The sequence below is a fragment of the Rhodoferax sp. GW821-FHT02C08 genome (assembly GCF_059421805.1).
In genome coordinates this window covers 79,668-93,527 of record NZ_JBWKVR010000013.1, presented here as the reverse complement: position 1 = coordinate 93,527, position 13,860 = coordinate 79,668, and the positions used below count along the sequence as shown (strand labels likewise).

The window sequence follows — 13,860 nt, the reverse complement described above, 5'->3', positions numbered from 1 at the left end:
ATTTGACCTACCCCCTACAGAAAGATTTCCCATGAGTCGCAACCAAGCCCTGGCACAAACGCTCGCCTATTTTGACGATGGACATTTCCAGAAAACGCTGGACCGCCGCGTCGCCTACAAGACCGAAAGCCAGGACGCAGCCAGCGGCCCCATCCTGCACGCCTATCTGCAAGAAGAGATCACCCCCACGCTGGAAAACATGGGCTTCAGCTGCCGCATCGTGGCCAACCCCTTGCCCGGCAAAAGCCCTTTTCTGTTCGCCGAACGCATCGAACCGGGCGCCAGCTGCACCGTGCTGACCTACGGCCACGGCGACGTGGTGCGCGGCTACGACGCACAGTGGCGTGCGGGCCTGAGCCCCTGGAAGATCGTGGTGGACGGCAACCGCTGGTATGGCCGTGGCACGGCGGACAACAAGGGGCAGCACACCATCAACCTCACCGCGCTGGAACAGGTGCTGGCCGTGCGCGGCGGGCGCCTGGGCTACAACGTCAAGATCATTCTGGAAATGGGCGAAGAAGACGGCTCGCCCGGCCTAAAAGAAGTCTGCGAACTGCACCGCGACGCCTTGGCCGCCGACCTGTTTCTCGCCTCCGACGGCCCCCGCGTGTCGGCCTCACGCGCCACCCTGTTCCTGGGTTCGCGTGGCGTGTTCAACTTCAACCTATCACTAAATCTGCGCGACGGCGGCCACCACTCGGGCAACTGGGGCGGCCTGCTGCGCAACCCCGGCATCCGGCTGGCGCATGCCATTGCCAGCCTGATAGACGCACACGGGCGCATCCTGGTGCCCGGACTGCTACCCAAAGAAATCCCCGAGAGCGTCAAAAAAGCGCTGCAAGACATCGAGGTCGGCGGCGGCCCGAACGACCCCGAAATTGACCCCCACTGGGGCGAGCCCGGCCTAAGCAGCGCCGAACGCGTGATCGGCTGGAACAGCCTGGAAGTGCTGGCCTTCACCACCGGCAACCCCGCCATGCCCGTGCACGCCATCCCCCACACAGCCCGCGCCCACTGCCACATCCGTTTTGTGGTGGGCAGCGATGTGGCCCACTTCCTGACGCATATCCAGAAACATCTGCTGGCCCATGGCTTTGACGATGTGGAAGCCACCCTGGGCGACGCCTTCATGGCAGCAACGCGACTGGACCCCGACAACCCCTGGGTGCGCTGGAGCATGGCCTCCATCGAGCGCAGCACCGGCAGCCGCCCGGCGCTGCTGCCCAACCTGGGCGGCTCGCTGCCCAATGACGTGTTCGCCGAGACACTGGGCCTGCCCACGCTGTGGGTGCCTCACTCCTACCCCGCCTGCTCACAGCACGCCCCAAATGAACACATCCTGGTGGACACCACCCGCGAATCGCTACAGGTCATGGCCGGCCTGTTCTGGGACCTGGCAGAACAAGGTGCCGACGTGATGCAGGAATGCGCATGAGCGGGCAAATGACCAACGCGGCCAACGCAGCAGTCGCCTGGCTCGCCGACCAGCGCCCCGCGATGCAGGCGGCCCTAGGCACGCTGGTGAATATCGACTCCGGCAGCTATGACAAGGCCGGTACCGATGCCGTAGCCCAAACCATGGCGGGCTGGCTGAACGCTGCGGGCATGGCCACCGAGCACCGCAGTGCCGTGGCCGACGGCGACGTGTTGCTGGCCCATCTGCCCGGCGCCAACCCCACGGCCGCACCGGTCGTGCTCATGGGCCACCGCGACACCGTGTTCCCCATTGGCACCGTAGCCCAGCGGCCATGGCGGGTCGAGGGCGATCTGGGTTACGGCCCAGGCGTGGCCGATATGAAGTCCGGCCTGGTGCTGCAGTGCTTTGTGATGATGGCGCTGCAAAAAATGCCGCCGCTGCCCTTCCCCTTGCGGGGTCTGTTCACGGCGGATGAAGAAATCGGCTCGCAAAACGGGCGCATCGCCATCGAGGCCCATGCGCGCGGTGCGCGTGCCGTGTTCAACTCCGAGCCCGGCCGCGTCAGCGGCAACCTGGTCACCGAGCGCAAGGGCGGCGCCACCTTTCTCATCGACGTCACCGGCCGTGCCGCGCATGCCGGGGTCAACCACGCCGACGGCGCCAGCGCCATCGCTGCACTGGCCCATCTGGTCATCGCGCTGCACGCACTCACCGACTACAGCACCGGCATCACCACCAATGTGGGCCTGGTCAGCGGCGGCATGTCTACCAACACCGTGGCACCCAGCGCCCAGGCCAAGCTGGATGTGCGCTTTCGCACCCTGGCCGAACGTGAAGCGGTGTTTGCCAAAATCCACGCCCTGGTTGCCCAGCCGCCCCAGGTACCCGACACCCAGGTGCGCATCACGCAAACATCGGAGTCCATGCCGTTTGAGCTGCACTCCAGCCAGGAGCTGATGCAGCGCTACCAGCACAGCGCCGCCCTCATCGGCTTCACGGTGGCCGGCGAGGCCACCGGCGGCTGCTCGGACGCGGGCCTGACCGGCTCGCTGGGCGTTCCCACCCTGTGCGGCGTGGGCCCGGTAGGTGGCAAGGCGCATACCGACGCGGAATACTGCCACCTGGACACGCTGGTGCCACGCGCCCAGGCGCTGGTCCACACCATCCTGGCTTTGGCAGAGTCCGCGTAACGCTACGCTTTTAATAGCTGCTTGCGCAGATAGTACCTGCGCCAGAGCCCAATTTGGCTATATAAATTGCTGAGCGACTCAGCCTTGCGGCGCCAGGCTGCGCGCCTTGCCAAACTCCACGATGCGCCAGACCACGGCGGTAAAGGCCAGCACCACCAGCAGCATGCTGGAATAGGCCCAGCGCACGCCAACCACGTCCGACAAGCTACCCACCAGCAGGCCCGCCAGCTGCGAGCCCACGCTGTAGCCAATCATCAGCAGGGCCGACAGCTTGGACGCCTGTGCCGGTATGCCGTCGATCATGATGGCCAGCATCACCGGGAACACCACGCCCACACCCACGCCGAACAGGAAGTTGCCCAGCCCGGCCGCCAGCCAGCCGCCCTGGCCGGCCAGCACCACGTTCATCGCCATGCCGGCCAGCGCCAGCAGGTTCAGGCGCCACAGCTTTTGCCGCAGCGGCCAGTTGCTATGCCAGAAAGCCTGCCACAGCCGCGCCCCCACCATGCCGGCCACAAAAAACTGCAGGCCCACCCGCGCCGCGTTCGCACTGAGCTGCTGGGCGTTGATGCCGTAGCTCACATACCAAAAGTTCTGCCCCCATTCCAGAAAACCGCTGAGCACACCGCCCACCACGGCCCAGAACACCACCGGGCGACGCAGCAGTTCCAGGTAGGACATGGAGGCACCTTGCTCCTCGGTATGGTGCGCGGGCGCCAGGTTTTCAAAGTGGCGGCGCGGCCAGAAGGCGAACAGCACCGTCAGCAGCGGCAGCAGGTACAGCGCATAGGGCATGCGCCAGGCGCTGCTGAACTGCTGGATGCCGATCACCGCCATGGGCGACACCAGGTTGCCCAGGCTGAAGGCCACATCCACCATGCTCAGCATGCGCGCGCGCACCTCGGCCTGGGGGTGGATGTTCGCCAGAATGCTGTGGGCCAAGGTAAACAGCGCGGTCTCGCACAGTGCCACGCAAAAGAAGCCGGCCATCAACACCGTGAAGTTGGGTGACAGCACGATCAACGAAATTGAGACCAGGGCCAAGCCGGTGTACGACAAAAACAGCGGCCGCGGCGCATAGCGCTGGGCCATGCGCCCGCCCTGCAAGGCGCCCAGCACACCACCGGCCGACCAGACCATCATCAACACGCCCAGCTGTTGGTAGTTGTCCAGCTCCTCACGCAACTCAGGCGTCACCGCGCCAAGAATGGCAGCAAAAATGCCAGCGCAGAAAGCGGTGTAGATCACCACCCAGGCCAGATAAGGAATGCTGGAGAGGAAGTCTTTGAGTTTCACGATGGGGCGCACAAAAAAGTACAGCCTGCAGGGCAATGGGCAGGCTGATTGGTCAGGATCGGGGGAAGACCCTATTGTCCAAGTTTTGTGTGACAAATGGTGAAGCCAGGCCCAATGGCACTGGCGCGCTGTCAACCATGCAGGTACCGAGCGCGTCTTAGGATGACCATGTTTCATTTTCACAAGGTTCCCATGCGCTCCATTGCCTCTGCCGCTTATGTTCTTTCCGCTGTCGTGCTGGCCAGCAGCCTCACGGCCTGCATGGTGGCGCCCTACCACCAGGCGCAACCCGTGGCCTACCCCGTGCAGCAGCAGCCCGCGCCCTACCCGGTCGCCCAGCCGGTACCGCGCTCCGAAGTGGGTCGGGTGACGAATATTGAACAAATGCAGACCGAGCAACGCCAGGGCCCCAGTGGCGCCGGTGCCGTGATCGGCGGCGTAGCGGGTGCGGTCCTGGGCCACCAGATCGGCGGCGGCTCAGGTAAAGACCTAGCCACCGTGCTGGGTGCCGTGGGCGGCGCCGTTGCCGGCAACCAGATCGAGAGCAATAACCAGGCAGCCCAGGTGCGCATCAGCTACCGGGTCACCGTGCAGGGCGATAACGGCGCCATTCGCCAGTTCGACGTGCCCAACCCCGGCCAGTTGCGCATCGGCGAACGGGTGCGCATGGCAAACGGCCAGCTCTATCCGTTCTAAAGCCCTCTAGCGCAGGTAATACCTGCGCTAGCAGCTACAAATATTAGAGCAAATCGCCAGCTGCAGCCACCACGCCGCCAGCGACCTGCCAAGCCTGGGCATAGCCCAGCTGGCGCAGGCGCTGCAAAGCCTGGCTGCTGCGCCGGCCGGTACGGCAAAACAGCAGCACCGGTCGCGGCTGGCGCAGCCAGACCGCCAAGGACGAGGTCAGCTCAGCCAAAGGAATATTGCTGGCCGCTCGACCAAAGCGTTGCAACTGCGTGTCCGCCGCATGTTCATGGGCCTCGCGCACATCGACCAGCAAGGCATCCGGATGCTGCCGCCAGAATTCCGCCAGCGCTGCAGGCGGCAAACTGCACGCCGGGTCTTCCCCAAGCGCGGGGCCCAAACGCAGCGACTCCAAGGTCTCATCCGGCAACATTTCCATCGGCGGGCGTTGTAACCGCAGCGCTTCGCCGCAGCGAACAATGCGCGCGCAAGCAGCGTCAATGAATGCTGCGTCTGCCAGCGCGCCAAAAGACAGCCGCACCGCAGATGCAGCCTGCCATTCCGGCAAGCCCATGGCTTGCAACACATAGCTGGGCGCCGCCTTTTTCGCCGAACAGGCACTGCCCGCGCTGACACGTACACCGGCAGCATCCAGCACATCCACCAGCACGCTGCTAGGCACCCCGGGGACGGAGAAGTTCAAGGTGGTCGGCAGTGCGTATTCCACCGCGTTGAAGACAATATCGGGCCACGCTGCACGCAGACTCTTTGCCAGCAGCTCTCGAAACTGTAGCATCTGCATGGGGCTACAAAAACTGCCGCCCTCTTCCAGCGCCTGCAATACCGCGCCCAGCGCAGCAATGCCCGCCATGTTCTCGGTACCAGAGCGCAAGCCTTGCTCCTGTCCACCGCCTGCCATCAGCGGAGTGAACGGCACACCTTCACGCACATATAGCAGGCCTATACCCTTGGGGGCATACAGCTTGTGGCCGGAAAAAGGTGCGTAGTCGATACGCGTCTGCGCCAACTGCAAAGGCAGTTTGCCCAGAGCCTGTACGCAATCCACCAGCCAGTAGGCCTGTAGCGCAACCTCGTTCAGCACGGACTCTATGCCCGCCAGGTCGGACACCACGCCGGTTTCGTTGTTGGCGGCCATGGTGCAAACCAGCGCCGCCCGGGGCGCCCAGGCACGTAGGGCTGCCAGATCGTGCCGGCCATGGTTGTCCACCGGCAATGCGCGCAACTCCATTTGCAAACCCAGGACCTGGTTCCAGTGCGCCAGACTTTCCGGCACGGCCTTGTGCTCGGTGGCGCCATACAGCAGCAGCGGCCCCACATCCGCCCCCCGGGCTCGCTGCGCGCGCACGGCACACAGGGCTGACAACACCGCCGTCTGTATACCCTCGGTCGCGCCGCTGACAAACACCACGTCACCAGCGCCAGCGCCCAGCACCCGCGTGGCGCGGGCTCGCACCGCATCCACCACTTGGCGCGCCTGCAATCCGCTGACATGGGTGCTGCTTGGGTTGCCGTACAGCGCGCCCATAGCATGTTGCGCAGCGGCCAAGGCAGCGGGAAGCACGGGAGTGGTGGCGTTGCAGTCCAGGTAAATATCAGTCGGCATGGTGGTCAGTAAGCTAGCTGAAAGAGCGCCATGCTACCCACGAGATTCCAAACATACATTTCAAATTCGAGCAATAAATCGCAAAATCAAGAATAAAACACGCATATAACTTAAAATAACAGCATGAATTCACTAGATCGCTTGGACTACGCTATCCTGGGTGCCCTGCAACTGGATGGTGATCTGTCTGTGGCCGCGCTGGCCGAACGCGTGGGCCTGTCCAGCACGCCCTGCTGGAAACGCCTCAAGCGCCTGGAAGACGAGGGTTACATCACCGACCGCGTGGCGCTGGTGCACGGAAAAAAAGTAGGCCTGCCCGTCACGGCATTCGTCAGCGTGCGCATCCAGCAACACGATGAAAAATGGGTCAAACAGTTCACGACCGCCGCCTCCGCGTTACCCGAAGTACTGGAACTGCACCGCATGAGCGGTGACGTGGACTATCTGCTCAAAGTCGTAACGACCGATATCGACGGTTACGATCGCTTCTACAAAAAACTCATCCAGACCATGCCGCTCAGCGGCGTGTCCAGCGCCTTTTCCATGGAACAGATCAAGTCCACCACGGCGCTGCCGCTGGATCTGGTGTCCTTTGGCGCATCCAAAACCTAGAAAGAAGAAAACAACATGCCCATCCAATGGTTCCCCGGTCATATGCATCTGACCAAGAAGGCCATCACCGAGCGCCTGAAGGAAACCGATGTGGTGATCGAGTTGCTGGACGCGCGTCTGCCCGGCTCCAGCGCGAATCCCATGCTGGCCGAGCTGATCGGCAACACGCCCACGCTCAAAGTACTGAACAAGCAGGACATTGCCGACCCGGTGCGCACTGCGTTGTGGCTTGACCATTACAACGCCCTGCCCGGCACCCGTGCCATCGCCCTGGACGCCAGCGAAACCGCGCCAGCCCAGCGCCTGATACCCGCCTGCCGGCTGCTGGCGCCCTTACGCGGCGGCATGGTCAAGCCCATGCGGGTGCTGATATGCGGCGTGCCCAACGTGGGCAAGTCCACCCTGGTTAACACTTTGAAGGGCAAGCGCGCCGCAAAAACCGGCGACGAGGCCGGCATCACCAAGCTGGAGCAGCGTATCGTACTGGCCGACGACTTCTACGCCTACGATACGCCCGGCATGCTGTGGCCTCGCATCATCGTCGAGCAAAGCGGCTACCACCTGGCCGCCGCCGGCTCGATTGGCCGCAATGCCTTTGACGAAGAAGAGGTAGCACTGGAGTTGCTGCTGATCCTGCAAAAACACTATGCCGGCCAGGTCGAAGAGCGCTACAAGCTCGACCCCATCCTGGGCCTGACCGACGTGGCCCTGCTCACCGAAATCGCCCGCAAGCGCGGCGGCCTGCTGGGCAAGGGCAAAGTCAATCTGCAAAAAGCCGCCGAAATCGTGCTCACCGAATTCCGCGCCGCCACGCTAGGCCGCATCACCCTGGAAACACCGGAAGAGTTCGCCCAATGGCTGGCCGCCGGCCAAGCCCTGGATGCCGCCCGCCAGGCAAAGAAGGACGCGCGCAAGAACAAGAAGGGGCCGGCCGCCGAGTAATCGCAATCGTCCGCTCTAGTTTTGATAGCAGCCATCACAGAAGTCATCTGCGCCAGCAGCCTGAAAAAGTAAAAAAGCCGCTGGGTTTGCACCCAGCGGCTTTTATCAGCTTGATCTAAGCCAGCCCATAAAGGCTGGCGTTACATCAGAACTTGTGGCGAACGCCAACGGCGAACAGGCTTGTCGTGCTGTCAACCAATTGCGTGTGCTTGGTGCTGACATACGACGAATACAGCGTGGTGCGCTTGCTCAGGTCATACAGAACTTCCAGGTCGAAGCCCTTGCTCTTGTTGTCTGCGAACAGAATGTCGCCCTTGGACTGAGCGTATTCGGCGCGCAGCGTGAAGGCACCCACGGGAGCGGAAGCACCCACAGCGAATTCCTTGTTCTTGGCGTCGTACGTGCCAACTTCCAGCTTTGCAATGTTGTAGTCGGCGTAAATCTTGGCAACACCGAAGTCATAGTAAGCACCGAACAACGTGTTCTTCAGATCGCTATCACCGGTTGCCGACTTTGCCAAGACTTCATCTTGGTAAGCGATCAGCAGACCAACAGGTCCATTATCATAACGGGCAGCCAACGACAGGGTGTGGGTTGCACCCGCGGTAGCGGACTTGTTCTCACCCAGACCGTACACAGCGGAAGCGCGGAAACCAGCATAGTTGTTGGTTTGGAACTTGATGCTGTTGTCAACGCGGGAGTTGTAGCCAATCCATGAGCCGACGTTGCCAGCAAACGAGCTGGAACCATTCACAGCACCAAGGTAGGCCGTTTGCAGAGCAGTGGTCTTGGTTGCTGCGCCGTTGTAAGCTGCCAATGTAGCAGCGTTCGCAGCGTTAATGCCAGGGCCGTTGGTGGCATCCGCGCTGTTGTGTGCGGAAGGCAGGAAGTCACCAATGGCGTCATCCAGGGAGGTGTCGTGGCGACCGAAGGTCAGCGTACCGAAACCGCCGCTGAAACCGACGAAAGCATGGCGACCGAACAGCAGACCACCTTGTGCGCTGCTACCAGTGTCAACGTTGAAACCGCTTTGCAGATCGAACACAGCATTCAAACCGCCGCCCAGATCTTCAGAGCCCTTCAAGCCCCAACGGCTGCCGTTTTGCAGGCCGGAAGCCATACGGTTTTGCGACAGGCTGGTGCTGGTGAAGGTCGTTGGGGTCGAACCGGCAGCCAGAGTAGGAGCCTTGTAGTTTTGCAGGCTGACATCGATCAAACCGTACAGGGTCACGGTGGACTGAGCCATGGCGGCGCCGGAAGCGGCGAGTACAGCCAGGGCGATCAGGGATTTTTTCATGGAAAGGTTCTCCAAAGATTAAAAGATGTCGGGTTCACAGTCAGGCTGTAACCTCAACCCCACTCCTTGTTTCAGAAGCTGATGGGATTAAAGCAGACGACCTCGGACAAAGCAGTGACGTTTTCAGAATAAACATATGATTTGTTGACTAAAAACAACGTTTTGGGCATGCAAGAATACCTCGGGCTCCAGCGCCCCACACTTGGCAATCCGTATATTCCACATGAATCAGGCTGTTTCGCAAACCCCAATTACAAAGAGTCACGAAACTACATAAAAAATTTACACCAGTCAGTGCCGCACGGAATGTGTAACTTTGCTCGGCTTTTTCGAGCCCCGTCCAGGAACTGGCAGCGCCGGCTCTGCTGCTAAGCCCAGGCCACTTTAACAATAGCAACCGAGGAACAATGTGAAAAAAAGCACTTTGCTGGCTACGACGATCTTGCTCACGGACATGGCGACCGTCGCTGCGGCACAAGAAGCGCCAACCAGCAGCGTCGTACTTTACGGCATCGCCGACGTGGGTCTCAACCACGTCACCGGATTGAAGCAAGGCACGGTCACACAGCTGGCCAGCGGCATCATGGAAGGATCACGTTGGGGTCTGAAAGGCAACGAAGACTTGGGTGGTGGCATGCGCGCCCTGTTTACGCTGGAAAGCCGGTTTGAAATCGATACCGGTGCGGTTTCCAATATTCCTGCATCTGGAGCCCAGGTACCAGACCGTTTGAACACAGCCACGCTGATGGGGCTTCCCGCCACGGCGCAGCCCTTGGTGAATGCGGTTGCGGGCGCACTGGGATCGCGGCTCGGCGTCAATACTACGGACAAAAACCTGTTTGACCGCCAGGCCTTCATGGGACTGGTCACACCTGTGGGCGCGATCATGGCGGGCCGCCAGTACACCCCTGGCTATGTAGTGTCGGCGACTTTTGATTCCATGCACGGTGAATCCAGCCTGGCCCTGGGTCAATTGGTGTCGGTCCCCGCTTCGTTCACCATCCGCACCAGCAATGCCTTGCAATACGCCGTCCAGGCCGGCGGACTCAGCGCCAGCCTGATGGTGGCAGCCGGTGAAGTGGGGGGCAGCAACTCGGCAAACCGGCTCCTGGGCGCCATGGCCACCTACAAAGGCACAGGCTTCTCCCTGGGTGCGGGCTACAACACGCAGAACAACGAACTGGGCGAAAAAGCGCTGACGAACGCCATCCTGGGCGCTTCGGTAGATATCGGTCCCGGCAGTTTGAGCACCATGTACGCCACCATCAAGGACGACCATCCCGCCGATCTGTCCAGCGTGGCGGCCTTGCTGGTCTCCAAAGGCGCCAGTGCAAGCAGCGCCGCAGCCGTGCAAAACGCCTTCATCCGGGCGGTGCAACAAGACGCGCGCCTGCTGCATATTGGCTACCGCATCCGCAGCGGCCCGCACACCTTCACCGTGGCCTATAACACCATGAACGACAGGACAGCCAACAACGCCGACCGCGACTCCTATGGGGCAGCCTACACCTATGCGCTGTCCAAGCGCACCGATCTGAACGCCGTGTTGACGCGCTTCAATAACAGCGGTGCATCCCAGTTGGCACCGGGCGGCAACGGCTTTCTGGGGGGCGTCACCGCCAGTGCGGGCACCGATTCGAACGGCTTGGCGTTGGCCCTGCGCCACCGCTTCTGACACAAGAACAAGCCCTCTGTCCACGGGGGCGTGCGCCCCAGGCCGCATAGGGTAGCCGCACTGATTTACAGTGAAGCCCTGTTTGCCCAATTACACGCACCGCATGTCGCTACCCAACCCGCCTTCACTTGACCAGATCTGCCGCGTCGCAGACTCTGCGCTGCGCACCATCTTCACCCGCCCGCATGGCAACCGTGCCTGCCCCACGGTGCCGGAACATACGCATGAACTAAGCGCCGAGGAGAAAACCCACGCCGCCGCACTGATGCGCGTCAACCACGTGGGCGAGGTGTGCGCGCAAGCCTTGTACACGGCCCAGTCTCTGGTCACGCCCACTCCCGCACTACGCGCGCATTTTGAACATGCCGCCGCCGAGGAAACCGACCACCTGGCCTGGACGCACCAACGGCTGGACGAGTTAGGAGGCCGGCCCAGCATGTTGAATCCACTGTGGTACGCCGGTGCCTTCGGCCTGGGGCTGGCGGCTGGCAAGCTGGGCGGTGACCGCTGGAGCCTGGGCTTTGTTGTGGAAACCGAAAACCAGGTGTCGGCCCACCTGCAAAGCCACTTGCAACGCCTACCGAGCAACGACCATGCATCCAAGGCCATCGTGGTGCAAATGAAGGATGACGAAGAGCGCCATGCCCACGAAGCCAAGATCCAGGGAGCGATCGATTTGCCGGCTCCCATCAAAACCATGATGCGCATGGCAGCCAAGGTCATGACGACCGTGGCCCACAGGATTTAAATCTTAGGCAGCTTCGACCAAGTCAAAGCTGGTGGTGATCTCGGCCGTCTTGCCCAGCATGATGGTGGCGGAGCAGTATTTGTCATGGCTCATGGCAATTGCACGCTCAACGGCAGCCGCGGGAATGCTTTTACCAGTCACGGTGAAATGCATATTGATCTTGGTGAACACCTTGGGGTCGACCTCGGCGCGGTCGGCAGACAGCTTGACCGAGCAGCCGCGCACATCATGGCGGCCACGCTTCAGAATTAGTACCACATCGTAGGCCGTGCAGCCGCCGGTACCGGCCAGCAAAGTTTCCATGGGGCGGGGCGCCAGGTTCTGGCCGCCATTCTCGGGTTTGGCGCTGTCAGGCGCTCCATCCATGGTCAAAGTGTGGCCACTGCCGGTCTCGGCCACAAAACCCATGCCGGAGCGGGTACCCGCTGCGCCGGTCCAACTGACTGTGCATTCCATGCTGCGTATCTTTCTGAGGCAAAGCCTAATTATGAGAACAAGACCGATTTTGCCTAGCAGCGCGCATTAATTCACGATTTAAGCAACACATGGATGCTGCAACGCAGCAAGACCTAGGGAAAACGACTACAATAAATCCATCGCACACATTTAACCCGTGTGCACCGTTTGTCTCCTCCACCCTCTGAAAAGGTGGATTTAAGCCCCGAGTCGCAAGACTTGGGGCTTTTTTTATGCCCTTAGCAGGCCGCGCAAGCGCATACAGGCCGGCCCCTTATGATCTCCCTCCCAGGAGAACCCATGACGACCGCACCCGCCAAAGCCCCCAAGGCCCAGAAACCAACCAAAGCGGCCAAGCCGCTGACCCCCGCCGACTATCTGAAAAAGATTCTGACCGCCCGCGTCTACGACGTCGCTATCGAATCCGCCCTGGAGCCCGCGCGCAACCTCAGCCGCCGCCTCGGCAACACGGTTCTGCTCAAGCGAGAAGACACACAGCCCGTGTTCAGCTTCAAGCTGCGCGGCGCCTACAACAAGATGGCGCACCTGACGCCACAGCAGCTCAAAAAGGGCGTAATTTGTGCCTCCGCGGGCAACCACGCCCAGGGCGTGGCCATTAGCGCCCGAAAACTTGGCGTGCGCGCCATCATCGTCATGCCCACGACGACGCCACGAATCAAGGTGGATGCAGTACAGACATTGGGTGGCGAAGTGGTGCTGCATGGCGAAAGCTATTTCGACTCGTACAACCATGCACTCCAACTGCAAAAAAAGCAGGGGCTAACCTTTGTGCACCCATTTGACGACCCGGACGTCATCGCCGGCCAGGGCACGATCGCCATGGAAATTCTGCGCCAGCTACAAGGCCTGGGCTCGCAAAAGCTGGACGCCATCTTCGTCGCCATTGGCGGCGGAGGCCTGATCTCTGGCGTAGCCAACTACATCAAGGCCGTGCGACCTGAGATCAAGGTGATTGGCGTGCAGATGAACGACTCAGATGCCATGCTGCAGTCAGTTACGGCCAAAAAGCGCATCACACTTCCCGATGTGGGCCTATTCGCAGATGGCACAGCCGTCAAACTAGTAGGAGAAGAGGGTTTTCGAATCGCCAGCGAGCTGGTCGATGGGTACATCACCGTGGACACCGACGCCGTCTGCGCCGCCATCAAGGACGTGTTCGTGGACACGCGCAGCATTGTCGAGCCCTCGGGCGCCATGGCCGTGGCCGCCATGAAGCAATACGTGGCCAAGCACAAGAAAAAAGGCGAAACCTACGCCGCCATCCTGTGCGGCGCGAACATGAACTTCGACCGCCTGCGCTTCGTCGCCGAGCGCGCCGAAGTGGGCGAGGAGCGTGAAGCCCTGTTCGCCGTCACCATCCCCGAAGAGCGCGGCAGCTTCAAGCGCTTCTGCGAAGCCATAGGCCAGCTGCCCGGCGGACCGCGCAATGTGACCGAGTTCAACTACCGCATCAGCGACGCGGCCAAGAGCAACGCCGCCCATGTGTTTGTCGGCCTGACCACCACGGCCAAGGGCGAATCGCAGAAAATCGCCAGCAACTTCAGCAAGCACGGCTTCAAGGCGCTGGACCTGACCCACAACGAGCTGGCCAAAGAGCACATCCGCCACATGGTGGGTGGGCAGTCGGCACTGGCGCAGGACGAGCGCCTGCTCAGTTTTGTGTTCCCCGAGCGGCCCGGCGCGCTGATGAAGTTCCTGAGCCTGGTGCGTCCGGGCTGGAACATCAGCCTGTTCCACTACCGCAACCAGGGCGCGGACTACGGCCGCATCCTGGTCGGCCTGCAAGTGCCCAAGACCGATGCCAAGGCTTTCGACAAATTCCTGGCCACGCTGGACTACCCCTACGTCGAAGAAACCAACAACCCCGTCTACCAACTGTTTCTGCAGAGCTGACGCGT

The 13,860-nt window shown here is 61.5% G+C and carries 12 protein-coding genes; 8 read left to right on the top strand and 4 right to left on the bottom strand.

From position 1 onward, the window contains the following. The first annotated feature begins 31 nt into the window (after positions 1 to 31). Both AC07VY_RS16645 and AC07VY_RS16640 read left to right on the top strand, forming a co-directional pair. Positions 32 to 1,435, top strand: coding sequence for a M20 family metallopeptidase (locus AC07VY_RS16645; RefSeq protein ID WP_495098407.1), 1,404 nt, complete (start codon positions 32 to 34; stop codon positions 1,433 to 1,435). Then, positions 1,432 to 2,607 (top strand): M20 family metallopeptidase, encoded by a 1,176-nt coding sequence (locus AC07VY_RS16640; protein ID WP_495098406.1) that lies wholly within the window; start codon positions 1,432 to 1,434, stop codon positions 2,605 to 2,607. Before AC07VY_RS16645 ends, AC07VY_RS16640 begins: the two co-directional genes overlap by 4 nt. Before the next feature lie 78 nt (positions 2,608 to 2,685). Here the strand turns inward: AC07VY_RS16640 and AC07VY_RS16635 are convergent, their stop codons facing one another. After that, complete coding sequence (locus AC07VY_RS16635) at positions 2,686 to 3,903, bottom strand: MFS transporter (protein WP_495098405.1); 1,218 nt, start codon at positions 3,901 to 3,903, stop codon at positions 2,686 to 2,688. 192 nt (positions 3,904 to 4,095) lie between these two features. On the opposite strand from AC07VY_RS16635, the gene AC07VY_RS16630 reads away from it, so the two are divergent. Continuing rightward, a complete protein-coding gene (locus tag AC07VY_RS16630) occupies positions 4,096 to 4,599 on the top strand; it encodes an outer membrane lipoprotein (RefSeq protein ID WP_495076026.1) in 504 nt (167 codons plus the stop codon). Positions 4,600 to 4,642: 43 nt separating this feature from the next. Here AC07VY_RS16630 and AC07VY_RS16625 read toward each other — a convergent pair whose 3' ends face one another. Continuing rightward, positions 4,643 to 6,211 carry an aminotransferase class V-fold PLP-dependent enzyme gene (locus AC07VY_RS16625; RefSeq protein WP_495098404.1) on the bottom strand — a complete coding sequence of 523 codons (1,569 nt, stop codon included), beginning with the start codon at positions 6,209 to 6,211 and terminating at the stop codon, positions 4,643 to 4,645. Positions 6,212 to 6,334: 123 nt separating this feature from the next. Here AC07VY_RS16625 and AC07VY_RS16620 point away from each other — a divergent pair, with 123 nt between their 5' ends. Further along, positions 6,335 to 6,823 (top strand): Lrp/AsnC family transcriptional regulator, encoded by a 489-nt coding sequence (locus AC07VY_RS16620; RefSeq protein WP_495076028.1) that lies wholly within the window; start codon positions 6,335 to 6,337, stop codon positions 6,821 to 6,823. A 15-nt stretch (positions 6,824 to 6,838) separates the two neighbouring features. Further along, a complete protein-coding gene (gene ylqF / locus AC07VY_RS16615) occupies positions 6,839 to 7,765 on the top strand; it encodes a ribosome biogenesis GTPase YlqF (RefSeq protein ID WP_495098403.1) in 927 nt (308 codons plus the stop codon). 145 nt (positions 7,766 to 7,910) lie between these two features. Here the strand turns inward: ylqF and AC07VY_RS16610 are convergent, their stop codons facing one another. Further along, entirely contained in the window at positions 7,911 to 9,062 is a 1,152-nt protein-coding gene (locus tag AC07VY_RS16610) for a porin (RefSeq protein ID WP_495098402.1), read from the bottom strand. A gap of 409 nt (positions 9,063 to 9,471) precedes the next feature. On the opposite strand from AC07VY_RS16610, the gene AC07VY_RS16605 reads away from it, so the two are divergent. Then, the gene (locus tag AC07VY_RS16605) at positions 9,472 to 10,737 is read left to right on the top strand and encodes a porin (RefSeq protein WP_495098401.1); all 1,266 of its coding nucleotides are present in this window, start codon (positions 9,472 to 9,474) and stop codon (positions 10,735 to 10,737) included. 103 nt (positions 10,738 to 10,840) lie between these two features. Further along, positions 10,841 to 11,485 carry a 2-polyprenyl-3-methyl-6-methoxy-1,4-benzoquinone monooxygenase gene (coq7, locus tag AC07VY_RS16600; protein ID WP_495076032.1) on the top strand — a complete coding sequence of 215 codons (645 nt, stop codon included), beginning with the start codon at positions 10,841 to 10,843 and terminating at the stop codon, positions 11,483 to 11,485. 3 nt (positions 11,486 to 11,488) lie between these two features. Here the strand turns inward: coq7 and AC07VY_RS16595 are convergent, their stop codons facing one another. After that, positions 11,489 to 11,941 carry an OsmC family protein gene (locus tag AC07VY_RS16595; protein WP_495076033.1) on the bottom strand — a complete coding sequence of 151 codons (453 nt, stop codon included), beginning with the start codon at positions 11,939 to 11,941 and terminating at the stop codon, positions 11,489 to 11,491. A gap of 300 nt (positions 11,942 to 12,241) precedes the next feature. Between AC07VY_RS16595 and ilvA the strand changes: the two genes are divergently transcribed. Beyond that, positions 12,242 to 13,855 (top strand): threonine ammonia-lyase, biosynthetic, encoded by a 1,614-nt coding sequence (ilvA, locus tag AC07VY_RS16590; protein WP_495098400.1) that lies wholly within the window; start codon positions 12,242 to 12,244, stop codon positions 13,853 to 13,855. Positions 13,856 to 13,860: the final 5 nt, after the last annotated feature.